21 protein-coding genes are annotated in these 22,921 nt (G+C 75.1%); 6 read left to right on the plus strand and 15 right to left on the minus strand.

Annotation, left to right across the window (positions count from 1 at the left end):
- Window positions 1-139: 139 nt before the first annotated feature.
- A complete protein-coding gene (locus ACQRUO_RS11730; protein ID WP_428315752.1) occupies window positions 140-730 on the minus strand; it encodes a hypothetical protein in 591 nt (196 codons plus the stop codon).
- Window positions 731-892: 162 nt separating this feature from the next.
- On the opposite strand from ACQRUO_RS11730, the gene ACQRUO_RS11735 reads away from it, so the two are divergent.
- Window positions 893-2,878 carry a multicopper oxidase family protein gene (locus ACQRUO_RS11735; protein WP_428315753.1) on the plus strand — a complete coding sequence of 662 codons (1,986 nt, stop codon included), beginning with the start codon at window positions 893-895 and terminating at the stop codon, window positions 2,876-2,878.
- A gap of 90 nt (window positions 2,879-2,968) precedes the next feature.
- Here ACQRUO_RS11735 and ACQRUO_RS11740 read toward each other — a convergent pair whose 3' ends face one another.
- The 12 genes from ACQRUO_RS11740 to ACQRUO_RS11795 form a co-directional block, all read right to left on the minus strand.
- Entirely contained in the window at window positions 2,969-3,136 is a 168-nt protein-coding gene (locus ACQRUO_RS11740) for a hypothetical protein (protein ID WP_428315754.1), read from the minus strand.
- A 181-nt stretch (window positions 3,137-3,317) separates the two neighbouring features.
- Window positions 3,318-5,456 carry a sensor histidine kinase gene (locus ACQRUO_RS11745; RefSeq protein WP_428315755.1) on the minus strand — a complete coding sequence of 713 codons (2,139 nt, stop codon included), beginning with the start codon at window positions 5,454-5,456 and terminating at the stop codon, window positions 3,318-3,320.
- 160 nt (window positions 5,457-5,616) lie between these two features.
- Window positions 5,617-6,264 carry a response regulator gene (locus ACQRUO_RS11750; RefSeq protein WP_428315785.1) on the minus strand — a complete coding sequence of 216 codons (648 nt, stop codon included), beginning with the start codon at window positions 6,262-6,264 and terminating at the stop codon, window positions 5,617-5,619.
- A gap of 216 nt (window positions 6,265-6,480) precedes the next feature.
- Complete coding sequence (locus ACQRUO_RS11755; RefSeq protein ID WP_428315756.1) at window positions 6,481-7,572, minus strand: NAD(P)-dependent alcohol dehydrogenase; 1,092 nt, start codon at window positions 7,570-7,572, stop codon at window positions 6,481-6,483.
- 38 nt (window positions 7,573-7,610) lie between these two features.
- On the minus strand, window positions 7,611-9,200 hold the full coding sequence (locus ACQRUO_RS11760; protein WP_428315757.1) for an FAD-dependent oxidoreductase: 1,590 nt from the start codon (window positions 9,198-9,200) through the stop codon (window positions 7,611-7,613).
- Window positions 9,197-9,724: a VOC family protein gene (locus tag ACQRUO_RS11765; protein WP_428315758.1), complete on the minus strand. Its 528-nt coding sequence runs from the start codon at window positions 9,722-9,724 to the stop codon at window positions 9,197-9,199. The genes ACQRUO_RS11760 and ACQRUO_RS11765 overlap by 4 nt, the downstream gene beginning before the upstream one ends.
- Complete coding sequence (locus tag ACQRUO_RS11770; protein WP_428315759.1) at window positions 9,721-10,131, minus strand: hypothetical protein; 411 nt, start codon at window positions 10,129-10,131, stop codon at window positions 9,721-9,723. The genes ACQRUO_RS11765 and ACQRUO_RS11770 overlap by 4 nt, the downstream gene beginning before the upstream one ends.
- Window positions 10,128-10,925 (minus strand): cupin domain-containing protein, encoded by a 798-nt coding sequence (locus tag ACQRUO_RS11775; protein ID WP_428315760.1) that lies wholly within the window; start codon window positions 10,923-10,925, stop codon window positions 10,128-10,130. Before ACQRUO_RS11775 ends, ACQRUO_RS11770 begins: the two co-directional genes overlap by 4 nt.
- Window positions 10,926-10,945: 20 nt before the next feature.
- Complete coding sequence (locus tag ACQRUO_RS11780; RefSeq protein ID WP_428315761.1) at window positions 10,946-12,220, minus strand: sedoheptulose 7-phosphate cyclase; 1,275 nt, start codon at window positions 12,218-12,220, stop codon at window positions 10,946-10,948.
- Between the two features lie 170 nt (window positions 12,221-12,390).
- Window positions 12,391-13,446, minus strand: a complete 1,056-nt coding sequence (locus tag ACQRUO_RS11785) for a hypothetical protein (RefSeq protein WP_428315762.1) — start codon at window positions 13,444-13,446, stop codon at window positions 12,391-12,393.
- A gap of 176 nt (window positions 13,447-13,622) precedes the next feature.
- Window positions 13,623-14,936, minus strand: coding sequence for a beta-ketoacyl-[acyl-carrier-protein] synthase family protein (locus tag ACQRUO_RS11790; RefSeq protein ID WP_428315763.1), 1,314 nt, complete (start codon window positions 14,934-14,936; stop codon window positions 13,623-13,625).
- A gap of 59 nt (window positions 14,937-14,995) precedes the next feature.
- On the minus strand, window positions 14,996-15,277 hold the full coding sequence (locus ACQRUO_RS11795) for a hypothetical protein (RefSeq protein WP_428315764.1): 282 nt from the start codon (window positions 15,275-15,277) through the stop codon (window positions 14,996-14,998).
- Between the two features lie 223 nt (window positions 15,278-15,500).
- Here ACQRUO_RS11795 and ACQRUO_RS11800 point away from each other — a divergent pair, with 223 nt between their 5' ends.
- A complete protein-coding gene (locus ACQRUO_RS11800) occupies window positions 15,501-16,331 on the plus strand; it encodes a hypothetical protein (protein ID WP_428315765.1) in 831 nt (276 codons plus the stop codon).
- Window positions 16,332-16,554: 223 nt separating this feature from the next.
- Window positions 16,555-17,859 carry a S53 family peptidase gene (locus ACQRUO_RS11805; RefSeq protein ID WP_428315766.1) on the plus strand — a complete coding sequence of 435 codons (1,305 nt, stop codon included), beginning with the start codon at window positions 16,555-16,557 and terminating at the stop codon, window positions 17,857-17,859.
- Window positions 17,860-17,926: 67 nt separating this feature from the next.
- Here ACQRUO_RS11805 and ACQRUO_RS11810 read toward each other — a convergent pair whose 3' ends face one another.
- Complete coding sequence (locus tag ACQRUO_RS11810; RefSeq protein WP_428315767.1) at window positions 17,927-18,721, minus strand: thioesterase family protein; 795 nt, start codon at window positions 18,719-18,721, stop codon at window positions 17,927-17,929.
- A gap of 158 nt (window positions 18,722-18,879) precedes the next feature.
- Here ACQRUO_RS11810 and ACQRUO_RS11815 point away from each other — a divergent pair, with 158 nt between their 5' ends.
- The 3 genes from ACQRUO_RS11815 to ACQRUO_RS11825 all read left to right on the plus strand — a co-directional run bounded on the left by ACQRUO_RS11815 (window position 18,880) and on the right by ACQRUO_RS11825 (window position 20,905).
- On the plus strand, window positions 18,880-19,524 hold the full coding sequence (locus tag ACQRUO_RS11815; RefSeq protein ID WP_428315768.1) for a TetR/AcrR family transcriptional regulator: 645 nt from the start codon (window positions 18,880-18,882) through the stop codon (window positions 19,522-19,524).
- A gap of 47 nt (window positions 19,525-19,571) precedes the next feature.
- Entirely contained in the window at window positions 19,572-20,312 is a 741-nt protein-coding gene (locus ACQRUO_RS11820; RefSeq protein ID WP_428315769.1) for a VC0807 family protein, read from the plus strand.
- A gap of 116 nt (window positions 20,313-20,428) precedes the next feature.
- On the plus strand, window positions 20,429-20,905 hold the full coding sequence (locus ACQRUO_RS11825; RefSeq protein WP_428315770.1) for a hypothetical protein: 477 nt from the start codon (window positions 20,429-20,431) through the stop codon (window positions 20,903-20,905).
- A 63-nt stretch (window positions 20,906-20,968) separates the two neighbouring features.
- On the opposite strand, the gene ACQRUO_RS11830 is transcribed toward ACQRUO_RS11825, so the two are convergent.
- A complete protein-coding gene (locus ACQRUO_RS11830; protein WP_428315771.1) occupies window positions 20,969-22,726 on the minus strand; it encodes a glycoside hydrolase family 16 protein in 1,758 nt (585 codons plus the stop codon).
- Window positions 22,727-22,921 lie beyond the last annotated feature (195 nt).

The raw sequence follows: 22,921 nt of genomic DNA on the forward strand, positions 1-22,921 counted from the left end.
GGGGGGGGGGGGGGGGAGGGGGGGGGGGGGGGGGGGAAAAGGAGAGAAAAAAAAACAAAAAATTTTAAACACCCCACCCCCCCCCCCCCCCCCCCCCCCCCCCCCCCCCCCCCCCCCCCCCGGGGCCGGTGGACGTGGCTCAGGCTGCGCCCTGCCGCCCGGGCACGGCGCCGAGCAGCCTGCGCACCTCCTCCGGGCTCGCCCCTTCGTAGAAGTGGGCGAAGACCACCCGGCCGGCACTGGTCATCGGGGTGGCGGCGCCGATCCACATGGCGCCGGCGCCGTAGCGGGCGTGGATGAACGGACGGATCTCGCCGTCCGGGCCGGTCCGGCCGGCCAGCCGGAGCGGGCCGCCCACGGTCCGCTCGGTCCAGCGGGCCAGCTCCATCAGTTCGGGCTGGTCGGGGAACTCCTCCAGCAGCGTCTCCAGCTGCGGGACCACCCGGCGCACCCAGTACCGGCTGTGCTCGGGGAGCTGCTCGCGGCCCTCCCAGACCATCCACTTGAACATGTTCTCCGGCACCCGGCCGTCGGCGAAGAGCTCCTCGAAGGCGTCGTTGTAGGCGAGCACCCGCCAGGAGTTGTCGACCGCGTAGGCGATCGGTCCGATCAGCTTCTTGCCCGGGGCGTGCTCGGTCACTTGCGCGGCGATGCTGCGGACGAAGCCGACCCAGGGGGACTCGGACATCGCCGGTGCCTCGCCGGTCTGCGGTTCCTCCGAATGCGTCATGTGCACGATTGTGCCTCCCTGGTCGTACGCCAGACCAGGCCGGTGCCCCCTCACCTACGGGACGACTCCCGGGCGGACGGGACCCACGCCCCGTGCGAGTGGGACAACCGACGCAGCACGGTGGATACCGACCGGCCCCGCCCGACCCGAGGAGGTGGCGCCATGACCGCGCCCGCCGACCCCACCCCGGCCCCGTCGACCGTACCCGCAGGACCGCCCCCCGACCCGGCCGCAGCCAGGCCGGCGCCCGCTCCGGCGGGCCCGACCGACCCGCCGCGGCTCGGCACGTTCCGCGACCCGCTGCCGATCCCGCCGGTGCTCCGCCCGCACCACCCGGTCGGCCTACCGCACCTGGTGCACCCGAACGGCGAGGACCGTCCGGCCGAGCTCCGGCTCCAGCTGCGCTCCAGCCACCGGCGGCTGCACAGCGAGCTGCCCCCGACCCCGCTCTGGACCTACGAGGGCAGCTTCCCCGGCCCCACCATCGAGGTGCGGCGCGGGCAGCGGCTCCGAGTGGTCTGGACCAACCGGATCGACACGCCGTTCCCGGTGGTCGACGGCACCGTCCCGATGACCCCGCCGCCCGCCGACGACCAACCCGGCATCGACCCGGCCGACGTCGACCGGGCGGCCGCCCTGCTGCCCGCCTGGACCGTCACCCACCTGCACGGCGGGCGCACCGGCGGCGGCCACGACGGCTGGACCGAGAACGCGGTGCTGCCCGGCGAGTCCCAGCTGGCCGAGTACCCGAACGACCAGCCCGCCACCCTGCTCTGGTACCACGACCACGCGATGGGCATCACCCGGCTCAACGTGCAGGCCGGCCTGGCCGGGCTCTACCTGGTGCGGGACGAGGAGGAGGACGCGCTCGGGCTGCCCGCCGGGCCCTACGAGGTGCCGCTGGTGCTCTGCGACCGCAACCTGGAACTCGGCCCGGACGGGCGCTTCACCGGGCGGCTGCTGCACAAGACGGCCGCGCCGCTGCCCTTCTTCGGGCCGTACACCCTGGTCAACGGCGCGATCTGGCCCTACCTGGAGGTGCGCGCCCGCTGGTACCGGTTCCGGGTGCTGAACGCCGCCAACGGCCGCGCCTACCGGCTGCACCTGGTGGACGAGCAGGGCGAGCGGGTGCCGGGCGCGGTCTGGCAGATCGGCACCGACGCCGGGCTGCTCGGCGCCCCGGTCCCGCTGCCGGACGGCGGACTGGCCCTCACCCCGGCCGAGCGGGCCGACCTGCTGATCGACTTCGGTGCACTGGCCGGGCGCACGCTGCGCCTGGTCAACTCCGCGATCGCCCCCTACGAGGGCGAACCGCTGCCGCCCGGCGCGTCACCGGCCGAACCGCACCCGGACCAGCGGCTGACCGACACCGGTGTGCTGGAGTTCCGGGTGGCCCGGGAGCCGGCCGGCGACCCCTTCGCGCTGCCCGCCCGGCTCGCGCCGTCCTACACCAGGCTGTCGCACGACGCCCTGCCGGAGCACACCCATCGGATGCTGCTGCTCGCCACCGACCCGCAGGGCGACTTCCAGCTCTGGGAGATGGCGGGCGCGGAGCCGGACGCGGCGCCGGGGGCCGAGCCCACCGACGGACTGGTCCAGCTCAGGGACGCCACCGGGCAGCTCAGCTGCTACCGGCGGGTCGCCCGGACCTTCGACGACACCCTCAACTGGCACGTCCGGCAGGATGGTTGGGAGGTGTGGACGATCCTCAACCTGAGCATCGCGCTGCACCCCGTGCACCTGCACCTGGTCCGCTTCCAGGCGCTGAGCCGGGAGGACTGGGACGTCTCCGGGTTCCGGCAGGCGGCGGGCGGCACCGCGGCGGGCAGCCCGGTGGCCTTCCGCGGGCCGCTGGCGGTGGCGCCGAGCGACCAGGGGTGGAAGGACACCATCCAGGTCCCGCCCGGCCAACTGGTGCGGATCGCCGCGCAGTTCACCGGCGCCACCGGCCGCTTCATGTACCACTGCCACCTGCTGGAGCACGAGGACGGCGGCATGATGCGGCCCTTCACGGTGACCCCGGGCGCGGTGCTCGACCTGGGCGGCGCGATGCCGATGGCGGGGGCCCCGGCGGCTGCGCCGACGCCCGCGACGCCCGCGATGCCCGCGGGCGCGACGCCGATGTCCGGCATGCCGGGCGACAGCTGAATCCGGACACCGCAACGGGCCGGCCGCCGCAGTGCTGGGACTGCGGCGGCCGGCCCTCCTGTCGGTGCTGCCCGCCGTGCGGGTGGGCCGCTACTTCTGGCAGCCGTTGTCGGGCGGGCGGCAGGTCGCCCGGCTGCCGTCCTCGGTCGGGTCCGGCACGTGGTCCGGGGACTCCGGCTGGGGCGCCTGCCGCTCGGCCTCTTCCGGCGCCTCGGGATCGTCGACCGGGCGGACGGGGACTGGGGTCGGGGTGGTCATGGGGGTTCCTCCTTGCCTCCGCTCCTCGGGCCCTGGGGGGACACGGCCGAGGACCGATGCTTCGACTATCGCGGTGGGCCGGTCCCGATGACATGAGGTCCTGGTCCCGACTTCGGACGGGACCCGGGCGCGCCGGCCACTGCCCGCGGCCCCCAGTCGCTACCCCCGACCGCTGCCCGGTTCAGCCGTTCGGGTGCCCGTCGACCCCGCCGACCCCGCCGACCCCGCCGTCCACCCCGCCCGCCACCCCGCCGTCGGCGCCGCACGGCAGGACCGCCCGCACCACCGCGCCGCGGGCGTCGTTGGCGGCGCTGAAGCTGCCGCCCAGCTCCTCGGCCCGCTCGGCCATCGACCGCAGCCCCACCCCGGCCGCCCCGGCGTGGGCCGGGAAGCCGGCCCCGTCATCGCTGGCCTCCACCGAGACCCGGTCGGCCGCCACCCGCAGCGCGAGCCTGGCCCGCGCCGCGCCGGAGTGCCGCAGCACGTTGTTCAGCGCCTCGCCGCTGATCCGGTAGAGCGCGACCTCGACGGCGGCCGGCAGCGGCGGCAGCGGGTCCGGTTCGAGCTCCACGGTGACCTGCAGCCGCGCGCCGTCCAACCGGCCGGCCAGTTCGCGCAACGCGCTGGTCAGGCCGACCCGGCCGAGCTCGGCCGGAGCCAGCCCGTCGGTGATCCGGCGCAGCTCGTCGATGGCGGTGCCGATGCCCCGCGAGGCGGTGCGCAGCGGCTCCTCGGCCGGGCAGTCGGCGGGCAGCGAGCTGCGCGCCGCGTCGATCTGCAGCCGCAGGCCGGACAGGGCCGGGCCGAGGCCGTCGTGCAGGTCGTGCCGCAGGCGCTTGCGCTCCTCCTCGCGGGCCAGCACCAGCTGCTTGCGGCTGGCCTGCAGCTCCTCGTAGAGCCGTAGCGAGGCCAGCGCCGGGGCGGACTGGTCGGCCAGGAAGCGCAGCACCGCGCGGTCCTGCCGGTCCAGTGCCTGCTGCCCCGAGCGCGGCGGTGCGTGCAGTTCGCCGATCACCGCGCCCTCGGAGCTGATCGGGAAGACCTCGGCGCCGGCCCTGCCGTCGGGTCGGCCCAGGGCGGCGAGCTCCCGCGGCCCCTCGCGGGTGGCGACCACCACCCGGGCCCCGGGCAGGCCCAGGGCGCGCACCACGGTGCGGCAGAGCAGCGGCGGCGCCTCGGCGGGGCTGACCGCGCGGCTCAGCCGTTCGGCCAGGTCCCGGGCGACCTGGTAGGGGCGGGCCCGGTCGCCGTAGTAGAAGCGGTCGACGGCCCGGCTGACCCCGCGCGCGGTGGGCCGCAGCAGCACCCCGAGGACCAGGGCGCAGCCGGCCATCACCTGGGCGTCGCCGGTGTCGGCGTGCGGCAGCAGCTTGGGCAGCTCCAGGCCGAGCAGGAAGTAGCCGAAGATCAGCAGTGCCACCAGGGTGAAACTGGTCAGCACCTGCCGCCCTGCCCGGTCCAGCTGCCAGGAGCGGTCCCGGGAGAAGGCGAGGATCAGGGCGAACGGCCACAGGCCGGCGATGATCGAGTTGAAGACGAAGTACGGGGTCCCGGTCCAGTCCAGGTGGTAGGCGAGGAAGTTCAGCGTGTTCCAGACCAGCCAGGGCGCCAGCACCGCCACCTGCTGGAGCCTGGCACCGGGGGAGCGGTGCCGGCGGACCACGGCGATCAGCACGCCCAGCGCGATCAGCGCCGGTGCGACCCAGTCGATCCACGGGTCCAGGGCCGCGGTCACGTGCACCTCGAGCCGGCCCCACCAGCCGCGCTCCAGCGGGTTCGGCAGGCCGTAGTAGCTGCTCTCGCCCGCGCGGTCGGAGTAGCCCTGGGCGGTGCTCAGGAGCAGCAGCAGAGCTGCGTAGCCGCGGCCCCACCGGCGCGGCAGCCGGCCGTCGGGGAACCAGAGCGGCACGGAGTACATGGTGAAGACGAAGACGCTCGCGGCCAGCACCAGCACCCCGGCACCGAGGTCGGCCCACGGCGGACCGGCGTCGGCGACCGCCAGCGCGATCAGCAGGAACCGGGACAGGCAGGTCAGGAAGCCGGCGGCGAGCAGCAGCCGGCCCAGCCCGTTGCCGGAGCGGTGGGCCAGGATGAACAGTCCCGACAGCGCGAGGCCGAAGCCGAGCAGCAGCGAGGCCCAGTCGTAGGGGATGGCCGCGTTGCGGGCCGGGTCGTCGAGCTGGGTGAGGGCCAGCACCACCCAGCCGAAGCCGCAGAGCAGGGTCAGCCCGCAGACGCCGTAGGCGGCGGACGGTGCGGTGGCGGGCCGGGCCGGGGTGGCCGCGGCCCGCTCGGGTGCGGTTCTGGTCGCCACGCGCATGGTGCCCTCCTCCGGCCGCCCCCTCGCTTCGATCGGGCTCCATCCTCGGCGGCCCCCGGTCCCGGTCGCCTGAGGCCGCCGTCCCGAACCGGACCCGAACCGGGCCCGCGGACCCGGCCCGGGCCCGGATCCGACAGCCCCGGGCCGGGCCGGCCGCGGCTCAGTTCCCGCCGTCGCCCAGGCCCATGTCCCGGGCCCGGGCCACCGCCTCGGCCCGGGTGGCCACGTTGAGCTTCTCGAAGATGTGTGTGACGTGGTTGCGCACGGTCTTCTCGGCCACCACCAGCTCGCGGGCGATCCGGTGGTTGTCCAGGCCGCGCGCGACCAGGTCCAGCACCTCGGCCTCCCGGCTGGTCAGGCTGGGGAAGAGCTGCCCGGCCTCGCGCAGCCGGCTGCCGGCCAGCAGGGTGGTGATCCGGGCGGCGATGTCCGCACCGAAGACCGCGCCGCCGGCCGCCACGGTGCGCACCGCGTGCAGCACCTCCTCGCGACCGGCGCCCTTGACCAGGTAGCCGCGGGCGCCGGCCTGCAGCGCGGCGAGCAGGCTGCCGTCGTCGGCGGCCATGGTCAGCATCAGCACCGGGAGCCCGGGGTGCAGCGCGGCGAGCTTGCGGGTGGCGTCCAGGCCGGAGGCGTCGGGCAGCGAGAGGTCCATCACCACCACGTCCGGGCGGTGCTGCTCGACGGCGTCGGGCACCGGGCCCGCGGCCTCGGCCTCGCCCACCACGGTCACGCCCGGCTCGCTCTCCAGGGCGGCCCGCAGACCGGCCCGGAAGAGCGGGTGGTCGTCGACCAGCAGCACCCGCAGGTCGCCGTCGGCCGCACGGGGCGGCGACTGGGGCGGGGCGCCGTCCGGAGCCGAGGCATCGTTGACAAAGGAATCGTCCAGGGACTCGCCCAAGGAATCGTCCACGAATGAACACTAACAGTAGTCATCCGGTGACCGAACGGTTTCGTGCGGTGTCCGCAGCTGATCGCCGGATCGGCGCGGCGGGTGCACCGGTCGGCGCGGCGGGTGCACCGGTCAGCGCAGCAGGAGCACCGGCTTGACGGTCCGCCCGGCCCGCGCGTCCTCGGCCGCCTGTTCGATCTGCTCGAACGGGTAGCTGCGGACCAGCCGGTCCACCGGGAAGCGCCCGGCCCGGTGCAACTCGATCAGCGCGGGCAGGAACTGCCGCGGCAGGCTGGCACCCTGGTTGATGCCGACGATCCGCGGCCCCCGGTCCAGCAGTTGCGGCACGTCCAGGCCGAGCTCGGTGCCCTTCGGCGGTGCGCCCACCACCCCGAGCACGCCGCCGACGGCGAGCGCCGCCACCGCGGTGCGCAGCGCGCGGAGGTCGCCGCTGGTCTCCAGGATCCGGTCCAGGTCGCGCAGTCGCCCGACCTCCTCGGTGCGGGCGTCGACGGTCTCGGTGGCGCCGAGCTGCCGGGCCAGCGCGAGCCGGGCCGGGTTGAGGTCGACCGCCACGATCCGGGTGGCCGCCGTCAGCCGGGCCGCCAGCACCGCCGAGAGGCCGACCGCGCCGGCGCCGAACACCGCCAGGCTCTGTCCCGGTTCAGGGCGCAGCACGTTGAGCACCGCGCCCGCGCCCGTCTGCACGCCGCAGCCGAACGGCGCCAGCAGCTCGGCGGGCAGGTCGGCGGGCACCGGGACCACGTTGCGCTCGGAACCGAGCGCCAGGGTGGCGAACGAGGACTGGCCGAAGAACTTGCCGTTCAGGGCGCGGCCCGCGGCGTCCCGCAGCACGGTGGAGCCGTCCAGTCGGGTGCCGCCGAACAGGTTGAGCGCCGGCCAGTGCACGCACTGGACCGGGCGGCCGGCCTGGCAGGCGAGGCAGCCGCCGCAGGAGTCGAAGGTCAGCAGCACCCGGTCACCGGGTGCGGTGGCGGTGACGGCCGCACCGACCGCCGCCACCCGCCCGACCCCCTCGTGCCCGAGCACCCCGGGCAGCGGGAAGGGCGTGTGGCCGGCGCGCACGCTCAGGTCGGTGTGGCAGATCCCGGCGGCCTCGACCTCGACCAGCACCTCGTGCGGCCGCACGTCGTCGAGCCGGACCGGCTCGATCCGGAAGGGGGCGCCGGGTGCGCGGACCACGGCGGCCTGGGCGGTGGACATGGGTTCTCCTCAGCAGGGGGACAAGAGATGACGGACCGTCAGTCGAGCAGTCCGCCGTGCCGGGCGACCCGCAGGGCCTGCGCGGCGATGGTCAGGGTCGGGTTGACGGCGGCGGAGGACGGGAAGAAGCCGCCGTCCACCACGTAGAGGTTGGCCACCTGGTGGCTGCGGCAGTACGGGTCGAGCACCGAGTCCCGCCCGTCCGGGCCGGCCACCGTGGTGCCGCACTGGTGGCCGGTGGCCTCGACGCCCATCCGGTGCGCGAGCACCAGCGGGTAGCCGGCCCGGTGCAGCATCCGGCGGGCGGCCCGCAGCAGGTCGCGGTGGGCCCGGGTGTTGGTGGGCACCCGGTGCAGGGTGATCTGCCCGTCGGGGGCCAGGGTGACCCGGTTGCGCGGGTCGGGCAGGTCCTCGGACATCACCCACCAGTCCAGGCTGTGCGCGGCGACGGCGGCGCGCAGCCGGTGGGGCAGCCGCGGCGGCAGCATCTCGGCGCGGATCTTGCCCATCAGCTGCAGGTTGCCGAGCGGCTCGGGGGTGTGCGGTCCCGGCTGGTAGAAGTCGTTGACGGCCAGTGTCTTCTGGAAGGTGACCGGGTTGCGCCGGCGCGGGTCGATCGCCACCAGCACGGAGTTGTTGTGCAGCATCAGGTTGCGCCCGACCAGGCCGGAGCCGTTCGCCAGCCCCGCCGGGTGCCGGTCGGAGGCCGAACGCAGCAGCAGTGCGGCCGAGTTGATCGCACCGGCGCTGACCACCACGGTGCCGGCCCGGACGGTGAGCGGGCGGCCGGCGCGCAGTGCGTGCACGGTGGTCACCCGCCGCCCGTCCGGCCCGGTCGCCAGCCGGTGCACGTAGGTGTGGGTGAGCAGCCGGACGTTGCCGCGCCGCAGCGCCGGGCGCAGCGCCCGGGTCTCGGCGTCGTTCTTGGCGCCCACCCGGCAGGGGAAGGCGTCGCAGGTGCCGCAGCGCCGGCACGGGCGGTCCGGGCCCAGGTCGATCCCCAGCTCCAGCGGGTAGGGGTGCAGGCCCTGGGCACGCAGCCGCCGTTCGAGCTCGGCGACCGGTGCCTCGTGCGGCACCGGCGGGTGCGGGAAGGGGGTCGAGCGCGGCGGGGCGGTCGGGTCGGCGCCGGGGTCGGCGGGGCCGTGCACCCGGTAGAGGCGCTCGGCCGCCGCGTAGTGCGGCTCCAGTTCGGCGTAGTCGAAGGGCCAGGCGGGGGAGAGGCCCCCCGGGTGGGCCACCGGGCCGAAGTCCGCGACCCGCAGCCGCGGCAGGCTCGCGCCGTACACCTTGGTGGTGCCGCCCACGTAGTAGTGCGCGGTGGAGGTGAACCGGCGGCCGTCCGGCGTCCGCCAGGGCTCGGCGTTGTGGTAGCGCTGCTCGGCGAAGACGGCCTGCGGCGACCAGTTGGCCGCCTCGCGGGGCAGGAAGCCGCCGCGCTCCAGCACCAGCACCCGGGCGCCGCTGCCGGCCAGTGCCCAGGCGGTGGTGGCCCCGCCCGCCCCGGAGCCGATGATCACCACGTCGGCGGTCAGCTCCTCGACCTCGCCGGTCACCACCGGCGGCGCGCCGGCGGCCCAGATGCCGTTCAGCGGGCTGCTCCCGTTCCTCGGGCGGTTCTCGTTCATCGGGCCGAGCCCTCCGGTTCGAAGAGCCGCACCGGGGTGTCCTCGTGGAAGGGCTGCCGGGCGGGTGCGTGGACGAGTTCGAGCTGCATCCCCCAGGGCGTGGTCAGGTAGACCCAGCGGGTCCCCTTGATCGGCCCGCTGGTGACGGTGTCGACCCCGCCCAGCACCCGCACCCCGGGGTAGGCGGCCAGCCGGCGCACCTCGGACGCCAGTTCCGCCGGGTCCTCGACCCAGAGCGCCAGGTGGTGGCCGCCCCAGTCGCTGTTCATCGGCAGCGCCTTGCGCTGGTCCGGCACCTGGTACTCGAACAGCTCCAGGTTGAGGGTCGGACCCAGGCGCAGCATCGCCAGGTGCACCACGGCGCGCGGGTGGACGCCCAGGTGACGGGTCATCCAGTCGCCGCGGTCGCTCAGCGGGCCCGTGGTGTAGGCGAGTTCGGCGCCCAGGGCGTCGGTGAAGAAGGCGATCGCCGCTTCCAGGTCGGGGACGGTGTAGGCGACGTGGTGGACGGTACGGGCGTTCACGGGAGTTCCTCCGGCTGGTCGGGATTACGGGTGAGTGCGGGTCGGCGCGCCGGCAGCCGGTCGCTGGTGGCGCGCGGGGTGAGGGTCAGGCAGAGCAGTTCGGCGCCGAACGGGCCGCCGTGCAGGTGCACCCGGTCGCCGCGCGGGGCCAGCACCAGGTCGCCCTCGACCAGCGTCCGTTCGCCCCGGCTGCCGAGCAGGGCGACCGGGCCGCGCAGCACGTACCAGGCGGCCTCGCTCTGTCCGCGCCCGGTCAGGTCGTAGCAGGCGCCGGGGCTGAGCCGGACGTGGTCGACCGCCTCGGTCTCGCTGTGCAGCATGCCCCGGCGGGCCAGGCAGCGGATCCGGATCCGCTCGGTGCCCCGGCCGACCAGGACGGCCGGCCGGGCGACGGTGGTGGTGATCACGAGTGGCCTCCGGTCGGGACGGTGAGCACCGCGTGCACGTACTCCAGACCGTCGAGTCCGGCGGTCAGCGCGGCGGCGGTGCCGAGCGGCAGGGTGATCGAGGTGCCCGGGGCCAGCGGCACCCGCACCTCGCCGGTGCCCGCGTGGCCGCTGCCGGCGGTCACGAAGACGGTGTGCTCCACGCCGTCCGCGGCCAGCTCGATGCGTTCGGCGGCGTTCAGGCCGACCACCTCGACGCTGCGCAGCGGCCCGGTCAGCACCACCCGCGGGTCGAGCGGGCCGATCCGGCGCAGGTTGGTCACCACGGTGCTGTGCAGCAGCGGGTGGGGCAGGTCGGTGGTGGGGGGTGCCTCGATCGGTCGACCGGGGGAGGCCCCCGTCGTGGTGTCGGGGGTGCGGCCGGGCGTGCCGCCGGTGGTGGGTGCGGTCGTGGGGTCGACGGCGGTCAACTCGATCACCAGCCATTCCAGGGGTTCGTCGCCGGTGTTGCGCAGGCCGTGGCGGGTGCCGAGGCCGGTCAGTACCGCGTCGCCGGCGGTGACCCGGTGGCGCCGGCCGTCCAGGCTGATCTCGCCGTGGCCGGTGAGGAGCAGGTAGAGCTCCTCGGTACGGGTGTGCAGGTGCTCGCCGCTGACCCCGCCCGGGGGCAGGCAGGCCCACTCGATGGCCTCCCACCCCCCGTGCAGCCCGGTGCGGCGGGCCAGGCAGGCCCAGTAGGTCAGGCCGGTGGCGCCGTGCACGCCGTGGACCTGGGCCCGTTCCCGGGTGCTCGCGACGATGATGCCGCTGCGCATGGTCCCTCACCTCCTCGGACTCAGGCGGCCTGGTCCGCGTTTGCGCTCCGCCGCTGCGGTTCGTCGGCCTGACGGTCGGTCAGGGTCGCGGCTGCCGAGTGGAGTTCGTGCACGGCACGGGTCAGTTCGTGCGGCGTCAGGTCGTCGACGAAGATCCCGGCGCCGATGCCTACCGGCAGCGGCAGCCGTTGCCGGCCGTCGCGGTGGCGGACGGTGTCGGTCAGCGCGTCGTGCAGCAGCCCGGGTTCCAGCAGCCGGTGGTGGACCGGCAGTTGCAGCCGCCGCATCAGGGTGAGGATCCGGGCGCACTCGACCGGGTCGAGCAGCCCGCGCCGGGCGGCCAGCACCGAGGTCAGCGCCATGTCGACGCAGACGGCCTCGCCGTGCAGCAACTCGGGCAGCGCCCGCATCTCCAGGGTCGGGCTGAACGAGTGGCCGTAGTCCATCGCCCGCTCCAGGGTCTTCTCCCAGAGGTTGGGCTGGAGTTCGCTGAGCATCCCGTGCACCGCGCGGTTGATCACCTCGGCGGCGGCCGGGTGCTGGAACCTGGTGGACCGCAGCGCCTCGCCGTGCCGTTCCAGCAGTCCGAACAGCTCCCGGTCCTTGATCAGCGCGACCTTGAGGATCTCCGCCAGGCCGTTGCTGACGTGCCGGCGGTCCAGGGTGGCCAGGAAGGCCGGGTCGAGCAGGGTCTCGGCGGCCGGGTGGTAGGTGCCCAGCCGGTTCTTGTGTTCGCCGAAGTTCACGCCGGTCTTGGCCCCGACGCCGGCGTCCACCAGGCCGATCAGGGTGGTCGGGACCCGGACGAACGGCGTGCTGCGCCGGTAGAGGCTGCAGGCCAGGCCGACCACGTCGGTCAGCACGCCGCCGCCGATCGCGATCACCGGCTCGCCGCGCCGGGCCAGCCCGAAGCGGTCCATCTCCTCGGCGACCCGGAAGACCGCCGCCATGCTCTTCACCTGCTCGTTGGCGAGCAGGACGAGGATCCGGTGCTCGATCCGCTGGGCCGTGCAGTAGGCGCGGATCCGCTCGCCGTAGAGCTCGTCGACCTTGGCCTCGACCACCAGCAGCCGGCGCCGCGGGCCGCCGTGGGCCGGGGCGCCCGCGCGGGCGAGCGCGGGGTTGGCGGGATCGAGCACGTTCGGGACGGTGCGCACCCGGTAGTCGACGGGCAGCGCGGTGCGGACGGTCCACGAGTCGGTGGGGGTGCCGGTGGTGAACAGGCCGTGGGCGGGGGTGGTCGCGGTGGGGTTCTGGACGGTGGGGTTCTGGACGGTGGGGTTCTGGGGGGACACGGAGGGCTCCGTTTCCTTGTGCGGTTCGGTGCTGAAGCGGTTCTCAGTCGTGCGGTTCGGTACCGAAGGGGACTTCGGCGGTGCGGGCCGCAGCCCGCGGTGGCCGTGGTTCCACGGTCGGCGTCCCGATGTCCCGGTCGCCCGGGTGGTGGGCCGCGTCCTGGTCCCGGTTATCGGCCCGCCCGGACCGGGACCGGGCGACCGGCGTCCCGGGCCACCGGGGGCGCGGCGGTGTCGGCGGTGTCGAGGGTGTCGAGGGTGTCCGCGTCGGCCACCGCGGTGGCGTCGACGGCGGTGCGGTCGGCCCGGACCGGGGTGAGCAGCGAGCCGGCGGTGGTGTGCGGGTGGCCCAGGGCGCGCAGCAGCACCAGCTCGGCCACCTCGGGAGTGGGCTCGCTCGGCACCACCCGGACCCCGGCCGCGGCCAGCAGCTCGTGGTGCGCGGCCTCGTCGGCGGCGTCCAGCAGCCCGAGCCGGCGGGCGGTCCGGGCGGCCCGCAGCAGCCCCTGCAGGGTGCCCTCGCCGTAGCGGAGCACGGTGCCGGGGCCGGTGCCGAGCGGGTCGTAGGCGAGCACCCCGGCGCGGGCCTCCACGCAGAGCGCGACGAAGGCGGCGAGCACGGGTGCCGGGTAGCGACCGTCGGGCCGCAGCCGGTCGGCGACCGCGCGGAGGTGGTAGGGGCAGATGGCGAGCACGTTGCGCAGCAGCGGGTAGAGGCCCGCGTGCTGCGGCCCGCGCAGCAGGTCGGGGCGGCACCAGACCTGGGCCGGCGCCCGCAGGCCGCCCGCGCCGTCGGGCTGGACGCCGACCGCCGCGTCGCACATCGCCGCCAGCGTGGTCGGCAGGTGGACCAGCCGGGCCCGCCCGGCGCAGGCCAGGCCGGCCCGCAGCGCGCGCCGGCCGCCCAGCAGCACCACCACCGTGTCGGGGGTCGGCTCGGGGAAGCTCAGCGGGACGCCGGGCGCGCCGCGCAGCACCAGCAGTTCGCCGGCCGGTGCGAGGGTCGCGGCGGCCTCGGCCAGCTGGTCCGCGGGGGTGCGCGCCGCCGCGACCAGCAGGAAACGGGCCGCGCCCAGGTCGCGGGCGGCCGCGGTCAGCGCGGCGCGCGCCCCGGCACCGGCCCGGATCAGGACGCGGTACTGGCACGGGCCGAGCTGGACGGACCGGTCGAGCCGCGTCGCGCCGGGGTCGGACGGCGCGGCGGTGGTGGCGGCGGGTCGGGGCATCGGGAACGCTCCCGGTCGGGTGGTGGGGCTGGTTGCCCTCCCACCGTCCCGGCGCCGGTGTCCCGGGTGCCTGAGCCGGACGACCCGAGCAGGTCACGACCGGCCGCCCGGGCGGTCAGGCCCGCGCCGCGGCTCGGCCGCGGGCCCCGGGTCCCTAGGCCTCAGGTGCAGCGGCGTCAGGTGCAGCGGCGGAAGGCCACCACCGCGTTGTGGCCGCCGAAGCCGTAGGAGTTGCTCAGCGCCAGGTCGCCGCTGCGCGGCAGCGGGCGCGGCTTGCCGGCGACGATGTCCAGCGGATTGCCGTCGTCCGGTTGGCTGAAACCGACGGTCGGCGGGATCAGTCCGTGCCGCAGCGTGAGCACCGTCGCCACCGCCTCCACCCCGCCGGCCGCGCCCTGGAGGTGCCCGAGCGCGCCCTTCGGCGCGGTGACCGGGATCCGGTCGACCTCGGAGCCGAAGACCCGGCAGAGCGCGGTCACTTCGGTGGCGTCGCCGGCCGGCGTGGCGGTGGCGTGGGCGTTGACGTGCGCGACCTGGTCCGGCTTGGCCCCGGCGTCGGCGAGCGCCCGGTGGATCGCGTCCACCACGCCCTCGGCGTCGGCGCGCGGTGCGACCATGTGGTGCGCGTCGACCGAGAGCCCCCAGCCGGCGGCCTCGCAGTAGATCCGGGCACCGCGGGCCAGCGCGTGCTCCTCGGCCTCCAGCACCAGCAGGCCCGCCCCCTCGCCGAGCACGAACCCGTCGCGGTCCCGGTCGAACGGCCGGGAGGCGTGCTCGGGGCCGGCCGCCACGGCCGAGAGCGCCCGCATGGCGCTGAACGAGGCCAGGATCGCGGGGATGATCACCGCCTCGGTCCCGCCGGCGATCACCAGGTCGGCGTGTCCGGTGCGGATCCGGTCGATCGCCTGCCCGATCGCCTCGGCGCCGGACGCGCAGCCGGAGACCACCGTGCGGGCCTCGGCCCGGGCGCCGAGGTCGATCGCGATCTGGGCCGCGGCGCCGCTGGGCATCATCATCGGGGTGCTGTGCGGCGAGACCCGCCGGGCGCCGTGCTCGTGCAGGGCCTGGTCGGCGGTGAGCAGCAGCGGCGCGCCGCCGAGGATGGTGCCTATCGACACCCCGAGCCGCCGGGCGTCGACCAAGCCGTCCCGGGCCGCCGAGGCGGGGAGGCCGGCGTCCGCCCAGGCCTCGCGGGCCGCCAGGACGGCGAACTGGGCGGCCCGGCTCATGGTGCGCGCCTGCGGCCGCGGCAGCAGCTCCGCCGGCTCGACCGCGCTCGGCGCCGCGACCCGCACCGGCAGCCCGTCGAACTCCGGCGCGGTCAGCTGCCGGATCCCGGATCTACCCCCGAGCAGGCCCGCCCAGGTCTGCGCAGCGTCGCCCCCGAGCGGGGAGATAGCCCCGACCCCGGTGACCACCACTCGGCGCGGACGGGCGGGGTACTGCTCGGTCAGCCGGCTGGGCGGCTGGGGACCGGACGGTAGCGGCATGGTGTGGTCTCTCGTGTTCGAGCCGGCAGCGGGAAAGGAGCACGATAGCCGACGAACGATCAAAGATCATCATCGTAATCCGTTGGTGGCAGCGGGTGTTGACGGTCCGCACGGTGCGCAGCCCGGGCCGGGCCGGGCTCGGCCGACCCGACCGGGGCGCCGTCGCCCGCCGCCGCGACGGCGTCGATCAGCCCGGGGTCACCGAGCGGTTGCGTGGTCCGCGCGCGGACTGCGGCCGGCTCCGGCACCGCGGGCGCGCCCGCGGCGAGCGCTGCCGGCGTGCCCGGGGCGGCCGCCACGGCGGGACGGGTGTGCCACGCCGAGTGCACTGTGCCAGTCATCCACCCACGCTAACAACCACCACCGGGAACAGTGGTGATGCCGTTCCCCCGCCGCGCTTTGGAGGAACACCCGACGGGACACACCGACTTGGATGCGAATCCGGCCACTCCCGGTGTGTCGTGACTCGCCGTCATCCGGACGGGCATGGTCATGGCCAAGGCGGGCCGCGGCAGGCATGATCGTAGGTCCGCGGTCCGCAGCGCGAGAGGGGGGATGGCGGCCATGTCGCAGGCCGAGACCCAGACCGAGACGGCGACGGCGGCCGAGACGGCGACCGACGCCGGGACGGACGCCGACCCCGTGCCACCCGCCGCCGCGTCACCCTCCCCGTCCCCCGCGCCGTCCGGCCGCCGCGACGCGCAGGCCGGGCTGCCGACGCTCAGCTGCCTGCTCGCCGCCGGGCTGGTCGGGGTGGACAACCCGCTGCGCGGCCTGCTCGCCGGCTTCCTCTGGCTCTGCCAGGCCGGCCGGATCGAGGTGGTCGGCGACCCGGACGGCTACACCCTGCGCCCGGGCCACCGGACCGACGGCCCGCTGTCCCGCCCCGACGCGCTGCTCCTTGACGCCCTGTTCGGCGCCGCGCCCGAGCTCGTCCTGGCTCGGCCGGCCGACACCGTGCAGGTGCCGCAGCCACCCACGGGCAGCCTGCTCAGCCTGGCCCGGCTGCACACCGCCACCGTCCGCGAGCTGCGCCGCCGCGGCCTGACCCGCCGGCTGAGTCGCCCGGGCCGGCCGGGCAGCGCGGGTCGTCCGCGCCGGTCCGGCCGCCCCGGGCGGGCCGAGCGCGACCGGATCGACTTCCTGCGCGAGTGGCTGCAGACCGTGGCGGGCGTGCCGATCGCGGCCCCGGCGGCGCCCGAGCTGCTGCCGTGGGCCTTCCTGCTGCTCGGTGACGAGGCGTTCCGCCGCTGGCTGGCCTGGCACGCCCCGGCGGACCCGCCGGGCTGGTGGCACTGGCGGTCGGACCCGGCCACCGCCGAGCCACGGTTCTTCCTGGAGCGCGAAGGGTTCCCGGGCCTGCTCGCGGCGGTGATCCACCAGGTCGGGCGCTGACCGCCGCGCGGCGGCCGGTCGCCCCCCGTAGTCGCGCAGCGGATCCGGCGGCGTGACAGCGACCCTGAGGCCTCGTTGACAAGCTGGGACGAATGCGATGGCCTGTGACCTGAGCACATCAACACAGGATCCGACCGCAGCACCCGTCAACCGCAGCACCCGTCAACCGCAGCACCCGTCAACCGCCCTTGTGCCTCACCCGGGAGGGGAAACCGTCGTGCCCATGACCGCCCGTCTGCGGCTGGCCGCGGCCGCCGCCGGCGCCTTCGCGCTCGCGCTGCTGCCCACCGTCAGCCAGTCCAGCACCACCGGGACCGCCACCGCGAGCGCCGCCCGGCCCGCGGTCCACCCGCTGCGCCACGCCGCTCCCGCCGACGACCCGGTGCTCGCGGCCCCGCTGCCGACCAGTCAGTGCGTGACCCAGCTGCACCGCGCCTGCTACTCCCCGCTCCAGTACCGCACCGCGTACAACCTCGACCCGCTCTACCGCCACGGGATCACCGGCGCCGGCCGGACCATCGTGATCGTCGACTCCTTCGGCTCCCCGACCATCCAGCACGACCTGGACGTCTGGTCGGCGCACTGGGGCATCGCGAGCACCCAGGTGGACGTGGTCCAGTGGGGGCAGGTCCCGGCGTTCGACCCGAAGAACAGCGACATGACCGGCTGGGCCGGCGAGACCACCCTCGACGTGGAGGCCGCGCACGCGGTGGCGCCCGGGGCGAGGATCGTGCTGCTGGAGACCGGGGTCGCCGAGACCGAGGGCCCGACCGGGATCCCCGAGATGATGAGCGGCATCAACCACCTGGTCGACGCCGACCAGGCCGACGTGGTCTCGATGAGCTGGGCCACCAGCGAGGCCGAGTTCCCCGGCTTCGGCCAGGGCGACTACACCAGCCTGACCACGCTGCGCTACGCCTTCCAGAACGCGGCCCGGCACGGCGTCACGCTCACCGCGAGCTCCGGCGACGGCGGCGGCGACTCGACCAGGCTGGACGCCGCCTGGCCGGCCGGCGACCCGCTGGTCACCGCAGTCGGCGGCACCGAACTGACGCTGGACGACCAGGGCCGGCGCACCGCCCCCGACGCCGCCTGGTCCGGCAGCGGCGGCGAGCTGTCCAAGGTCTTCGCCCGCCCGCACTACCAGGACCCGGTCCGCTCGGTGGTCGGCGCCCACCGCGGCACGCCCGACATCAGCATGGCCGGCTCGCCGAACGGCGCGCTCTGGCTGTACTCCAGCTACGACCCGGCGAACACCGGCTGGACCGCGGACGGCGCGGGCACCAGTGAGTCCTCCCCGCTCTTCGCCGGTGTCGTCGCGCTCGCCGACCAGGCCGCCGGTCACCGCCTCGGCGTGATCGACGACCAGCTGTATGCCCTCTACGGCGCGCACGCCAAGGGCATCGTGGACGTCACCACCGGCTCGACCGGCGCCTCCGGCTACACCGCCGGCCCCGGCTACGACCAGGCCACCGGCGTCGGCACGGTCGACGCGGCCCGGCTGGTCCGGGAGCTCGCGCAGTTCTGACCGCACGTCAGGCTGGCACGCGGGGGCGGTGGGTGGCCGGTCGGCTGCCCACCGCCCCCGCGGCGGTTCACCGCCCCGCGACGAAGAGCGTCTGCAACACCCGCCCGCAGTCCCCGAGTTCGTCGTCCATCCGGCCCAGCGCCAGCCCCGAGCCGAGCGGGCTGGCCGCGGTGGCGGAGCTCAGGAAGAGCCACTCGCCGACCGGATCGCGGTGCAGCGCGAGCGTGACATCGGTGTTGATCACCTGCTGCCGGACGTGGTCCAGCTCGAAGGCCACCGCCCAGTTGCTGTCGGCCAGGGTGAGCGCGCGGGTCAGCGGGGTGTCCGCCTCGCCGGCGACCAGGGGGTGGCGCTGGCGGGCCCAGACGGTGCCCGGCCCGGGGTGGTCGAAGGTGGTCTCGCCGGGCCAGCGCCACTCCATCGCCGCGACGTAGCCGTTCTGGGCGGTGCCGCGCAGTCGGTCTGGCGACTGGGGGCCGGGCAGCGGTTGCGGCAGCGGCTCCGGGCGCAGCGCCGGCGTGTCCTGCGGGCTCGCCGCCATCCGCCAGGCGCGGGCCACCATCACCACCTCGCCCTGCGCCGTGAGCTCGCCCTCCAGCAGTTCGCTGCGGCCGCCGGAACGGACCGTGCGCACCGCGACCGTCAGCTCGGCCACCGGTACCGGGCGCGGGATGTCCAGCGTCACCCGGGCGATCCGGAACCCCTCGCGCGGCTGGTGCCGTTCGAAGGCCCGCCCCAGCAGGGCGGAGGGCGGGCCGGCGTGCTGGGCCTCGGGGCTCCACGGGCCGGCGGTGTGCCCGGTGCTCTCGAACCTGTCCGCACCGAGGTTCCGGTAGAACGACTCGGCTGTCTCCGTGCCCATCGCTGTGCCCCCTCCACGGTCGTGGTCGAGCCGTTCGGTCCGGCCGTCCAGACGACGATAGGCGATCACGGTGGGCGGTCGGCAGATTCGGCCGGCGTCGGGAGGTCTGGTCGGCGCCTGGAGGTTTGGCTGTTACTCGGGCGAGGAAGAAATTACTCATGCAGGTAACCGGCGACGAAGCCCCGACCCAACCGCCCGACCCGACCCGCTCGGTGGCCGCGGCGGCCCGACGCGAGCAGATCATCGCGGCCGCCGTCGCGGTGCTCGCCGAGAGCGGGTACGGCCGCACTACCTTCGAGCGGATCCGGCAGCACGCCGGCATCTCCAGCACCCGGCTCATCTCGTACCACTTCGGCACCCGGGACGACCTGATGGAGGCGGTGCTGATCGACGTCGCCCTGCAGGCCCAGCGGGCGATCGCCACCCGGGTGGCCGAGGCGCGGACCCCGACCGAGGCGCTCACCGCCCGGATCGAGGCCCAGCTCGGCTGGATCGCCGAGCATCCGGCGGCGGTCCGGGCGATGTACGAGATCAGCATGAACGCCCGGGACGCGGCCGGCGCCCTGCGCTACGGCGTCGAGGCCTCGGCCGAGGCGAACGTGGCCGACCTGGAGCCGATCCTCGCCGCCGGCCAGCGGACCGGGGAGTTCCGCGCCTTCGACACCGTGCTGATGGCGCTGACCCTCAAGTCCGCGATCGACGCCGCCACCGTGCGGTTGACCCGCCCGCCCCGCCTGACCCTGGACGAGTGCATCCGTGAGATCACCGGCCTGGCCCTGCGCGCCACCCGGAGGGACCCGTGAACCCGGAGGGATCCATGCAGCCGGACCCAGCCCTGACCGACCGAGCCGTGACCGACCCAGCCCTGACCGACCGACCGGCGAGCACCGACGCGACACGCACCGACCCGACGCGCGCCGCGGCGAACCCGCCCCCGCCCCGCCGCCGGCTGCTGCTCACCCTGCTCTGGGACCTCGCCGTCCCGCTCGGCCTCTACTACGGCCTGCGCGCCGCCGGGGTCTCGGTCTTCGCCGCCCTGCTGCTCGGGGCGCTGCTGCCGGCGGTGACCTGCGCCGTGCAGTGGGCCCGGCAGCGCACCCTGGAGGGCCCGGCCGGTTTCGTCGCCGGGACCATGGTGCTGGGCGTCGCCGCCGCGCTGGTCAGCGGCAGCCCGCGGTTCCTGCTGGCCAAGGACGGTTGGCTGACCGGCGCGGCCGGCCTCTGGTTCCTGCTGTCGATCCGGGCCCACCGCCCGCTGCTCTTCCACTTCGGCCGCCCGCTGTTGGAGGGGCGGTTCGGCGCCGACGGCACCTCCTGGGACGTGCTCTGGGAGCGCGAGCCGGCCTTCCGCCGGATCTGGCGGGTGTCGACGGCGATCTGGGGCGTGGCGATGCTGCTCGACGCGGCGGCCCGGGTGGTGATGGCCTACACCCTTCCGGTCGACCTGGTGCCGCTGCTCGGCGGCCTGCTCTGGCCGGTCACCCTGGTGCTGCTGCAACTGGTGAACGGCGTCTACTACGAGCTCGCCGGCCTCTGGCGGCTGACCGGCGGCGGCCCCGGGCGGCGGAGGGCCCGGCGCCCGCACGGGTGACGGTGCCCGGTGCGGCGGCGTTGCGCCGGGCACCGGGGCCCCTCGCGCCTAGCGTGGCAGCGTCCGTGCGGTGCGTAGGCGTCTGAGGGAGTGACCGAATGCTGCGGAGTTTCGGAGTGCCGGGTCGACTGGTGGTGGCCCTGGGGACCTGCAGCGCGGTGGCCGCGCTGCTCGGCACCGCGCCGGCCGCGGCCCCGTTCGTCCCGCGGGCGGTCGCCGGCCACCTGACGGTGACCGAGGAGGACCCGGACCCGACCCCGGCCGGCGGGCAGACCTTGTTGCACGCGACCGCCGAGAACGGCGGCCCCGGTGAGGCCGGCGCCTTCACCCTCACCCTCCAGCTGCCGGACGGGGTCGTGGCCCAGGGCCCGTTCTTCCCGAGGAGCTGCACCGTCACCCCCGACGGCCACACCGTGACCTGCCCGTTCCCGGCCGGCCTGCCCTTCGAGCAGACCGCCAGCGCCTCGATGCAGATGCAGGTCGATCCGGGTGTCGCCCCCGGCACGCTGACCGGCACGCTGACCGTGAGCAGCGACGACGACCCGGACCCGACGGGGCACACGACCCCGTTCGTGATCCAGGTCACCGGTTGACCCGATGCGGTGACGCGGTGACCGCGAGGAGCACAGTCACCGCGTCACCGCATCAGCACGGACTCAGCGGAACACCCGCACGTAGTCCGCGTCGAAGGTGATCGGCGTGTTGTCGGCCGGGTCCGGGTGGAAGTCGCCGGAGCAGATCGACAGGTTGAGGATCAGGTAGGCCGACCAGTTCGGCCCCACCCCCTTCTTGTCGTCGAAGACCGGGATGCCGTTGACGTACCAGGTCACCGTGTCGGCGCCGTAGTAGGTGCCGATGGTGACCCACTCACCGGCCTGGACGTGCGTCTTGTTCTCCCAGAACTTCTGCGCGGGCCTGGTGTGGTTGGTCAGCTCCAGCAGGTTGGGGTTGTCCGGGTGGAACTCGAAGGAGTCCACCTCGTTGTCGCCCTCCTTCCAGGTCCACAGCGCCGGCCAGGCGCCGAGCTGCTTGGGCAGCCGGACCCGGGTCTCCGCGTAGTCGCCGGTCTTCACCATGAACTTCTCGCCGGAGTTCTCGGTGGTGAGCAGTCCGGTGGCCCACGCGGTGCGGTTCTTCACCGGCAGGTTGAAGCTGACCGGCTTGGCGGTGAAGGTGGCCACACCGTTCGCCGTGGTGACGTTGTTGGCGTCGATCAGGTCGAGCTTGTCGTCCTGCGGGTTGTGGGTGCCGTACCGGTAGGCGCTGCTGTTGGCCTTGTTCCACTTGAGCGGGGAGATCGGGCCGTTGAACTCGTCGGACCAGACCAGGGACTGGCCCGGGATCACCGAGGTGGGTCCGACCTGCCCGGCGTTGACGATCAGTTGCTGGGTGGGCAGGTTGGTCCAGGCGCCGCTCGGGTCCTGGTAGTAGCCGAACATCTGGTAGGTGCCGGCGGGGAAGCTGCGGGCGCCGGTGGTGAGGGTGAGGCCGCTGGGGCAGATCTGGGTGCTGCCCAGGCCGCCGGGGAAGTCCAGGTTGTTGCCGGCGGCGTCCCGGACGGCGACGCCCAGGGACTGCACGGTGAAGCAGACGTTGGAGTGCACCATCAGCTGGGCCGTGACCGGGCTGTTCGCGGCGGCCGTGACCGGGGTCAGGCTGTCCAGGGTGAGCGCCGGGGTGGGGCTGCTGACGACCAGTTGCTGGGTGGGCAGGTTCTTCCAGGCGCCGCTCGGGTCCTGGTAGTAGCCGAACATCTGGTAGGTGCCGGCGGGGAAGCTACGGGTACCGGTGGTGAGGGTGAGGCCGCTGGGGCAGATCTGGGTGCTGCCCAGGCCGCCGGGGAAGTCCAGGTTGTTGCCCGCGGCGTCCCGGACGGCGACACCCACGGCCTTGGCGGTGAAGCAGACGTTGGAGTGGACGGCGAGCCGGGCGCTGACCGGGGTGTCCGCGGTCGCGGTGGTGGGCGTCAGGCTGTCCTGGGTGGCCACCGGCGTGGGGGTGGCGACGACCAACTGCTGCTCCGGCAGGTTGGTCCAGCTGCCGCTCTGGCTCTGGTAGTAGCCGAAGATCCGGTAGGTACCGGCCGGGAAGCTGCGGGCACCGGTGGTCAGGCTCACCCCGCTGGGGCAGATCTGGGTGCTGCCCAGGCTGCCGGGGAAGTCGAGGTTGTTGCCGTTGCCGTCGCGCACGCCAATGCCGAGCGTCTTCACCGTGAAGCAGGCACTCGAATGGACCGTCAGCTGCCCGGTCACGGGCGTGTTCGGCAGCGCCGAGGTGGGGGCCAGCCGGTCCTGGACGACCTGCGGGTCGGCGCGCGGCTGGGCGTGGGCCGGACCGGTGGTCAGTGCGGCCAGCAGGGTGAGGGTGCCGGCGGCGATCGCTCCGGTGCGGGCGGGGGAGGTGAGAGGAGGCACGGGCAGCTCCCGGGCGCCGACGCGGGCCGCGGACCGGCAGTACTCGGGGCCGGACGGGCGGCGGGACTCCGCGCTCCTGCCTGTCCGCGGTGAGCGGGGGTCGCCGGCGGGCAGGCAGGAGGTGGCGGCCCGACGGATCGTCCCGCCAGGGGGCGGGCAAAATTGACGTTAAGCACCCATAAGGACACGCACAAC

Origin of the sequence: Kitasatospora sp. LaBMicrA B282, from assembly GCF_050325825.1 — a bacterium.
In the GTDB taxonomy this organism is placed as follows: domain Bacteria; phylum Actinomycetota; class Actinomycetes; order Streptomycetales; family Streptomycetaceae; genus Kitasatospora.

What these genes read in the sequence shown, in the direction of transcription:
- ACQRUO_RS11800 (WP_428315765.1), top strand. Translation starts at nt 15,501, where the DNA reads ATGTCGCAGGCCGAGACCCAGACCGAGACGGCGACGGCGGCCGAGACG.
- ACQRUO_RS11795 (WP_428315764.1), bottom strand. Translation starts at nt 15,277, where the DNA reads ATGACTGGCACAGTGCACTCGGCGTGGCACACCCGTCCCGCCGTGGCG.
- ACQRUO_RS11740 (WP_428315754.1), bottom strand. Translation starts at nt 3,136, where the DNA reads ATGACCACCCCGACCCCAGTCCCCGTCCGCCCGGTCGACGATCCCGAG.
- ACQRUO_RS11815 (WP_428315768.1), top strand. Translation starts at nt 18,880, where the DNA reads ATGCAGGTAACCGGCGACGAAGCCCCGACCCAACCGCCCGACCCGACC.
- ACQRUO_RS11745 (WP_428315755.1), bottom strand. Translation starts at nt 5,456, where the DNA reads ATGCGCGTGGCGACCAGAACCGCACCCGAGCGGGCCGCGGCCACCCCG.
- ACQRUO_RS11775 (WP_428315760.1), bottom strand. Translation starts at nt 10,925, where the DNA reads ATGCGCAGCGGCATCATCGTCGCGAGCACCCGGGAACGGGCCCAGGTC.
- ACQRUO_RS11790 (WP_428315763.1), bottom strand. Translation starts at nt 14,936, where the DNA reads ATGCCGCTACCGTCCGGTCCCCAGCCGCCCAGCCGGCTGACCGAGCAG.
- ACQRUO_RS11755 (WP_428315756.1), bottom strand. Translation starts at nt 7,572, where the DNA reads ATGTCCACCGCCCAGGCCGCCGTGGTCCGCGCACCCGGCGCCCCCTTC.
- ACQRUO_RS11810 (WP_428315767.1), bottom strand. Translation starts at nt 18,721, where the DNA reads ATGGGCACGGAGACAGCCGAGTCGTTCTACCGGAACCTCGGTGCGGAC.
- ACQRUO_RS11760 (WP_428315757.1), bottom strand. Translation starts at nt 9,200, where the DNA reads ATGAACGAGAACCGCCCGAGGAACGGGAGCAGCCCGCTGAACGGCATC.
- ACQRUO_RS11730 (WP_428315752.1), bottom strand. Translation starts at nt 730, where the DNA reads ATGACGCATTCGGAGGAACCGCAGACCGGCGAGGCACCGGCGATGTCC.
- ACQRUO_RS11735 (WP_428315753.1), top strand. Translation starts at nt 893, where the DNA reads ATGACCGCGCCCGCCGACCCCACCCCGGCCCCGTCGACCGTACCCGCA.
- ACQRUO_RS11785 (WP_428315762.1), bottom strand. Translation starts at nt 13,446, where the DNA reads ATGCCCCGACCCGCCGCCACCACCGCCGCGCCGTCCGACCCCGGCGCG.
- ACQRUO_RS11805 (WP_428315766.1), top strand. Translation starts at nt 16,555, where the DNA reads ATGACCGCCCGTCTGCGGCTGGCCGCGGCCGCCGCCGGCGCCTTCGCG.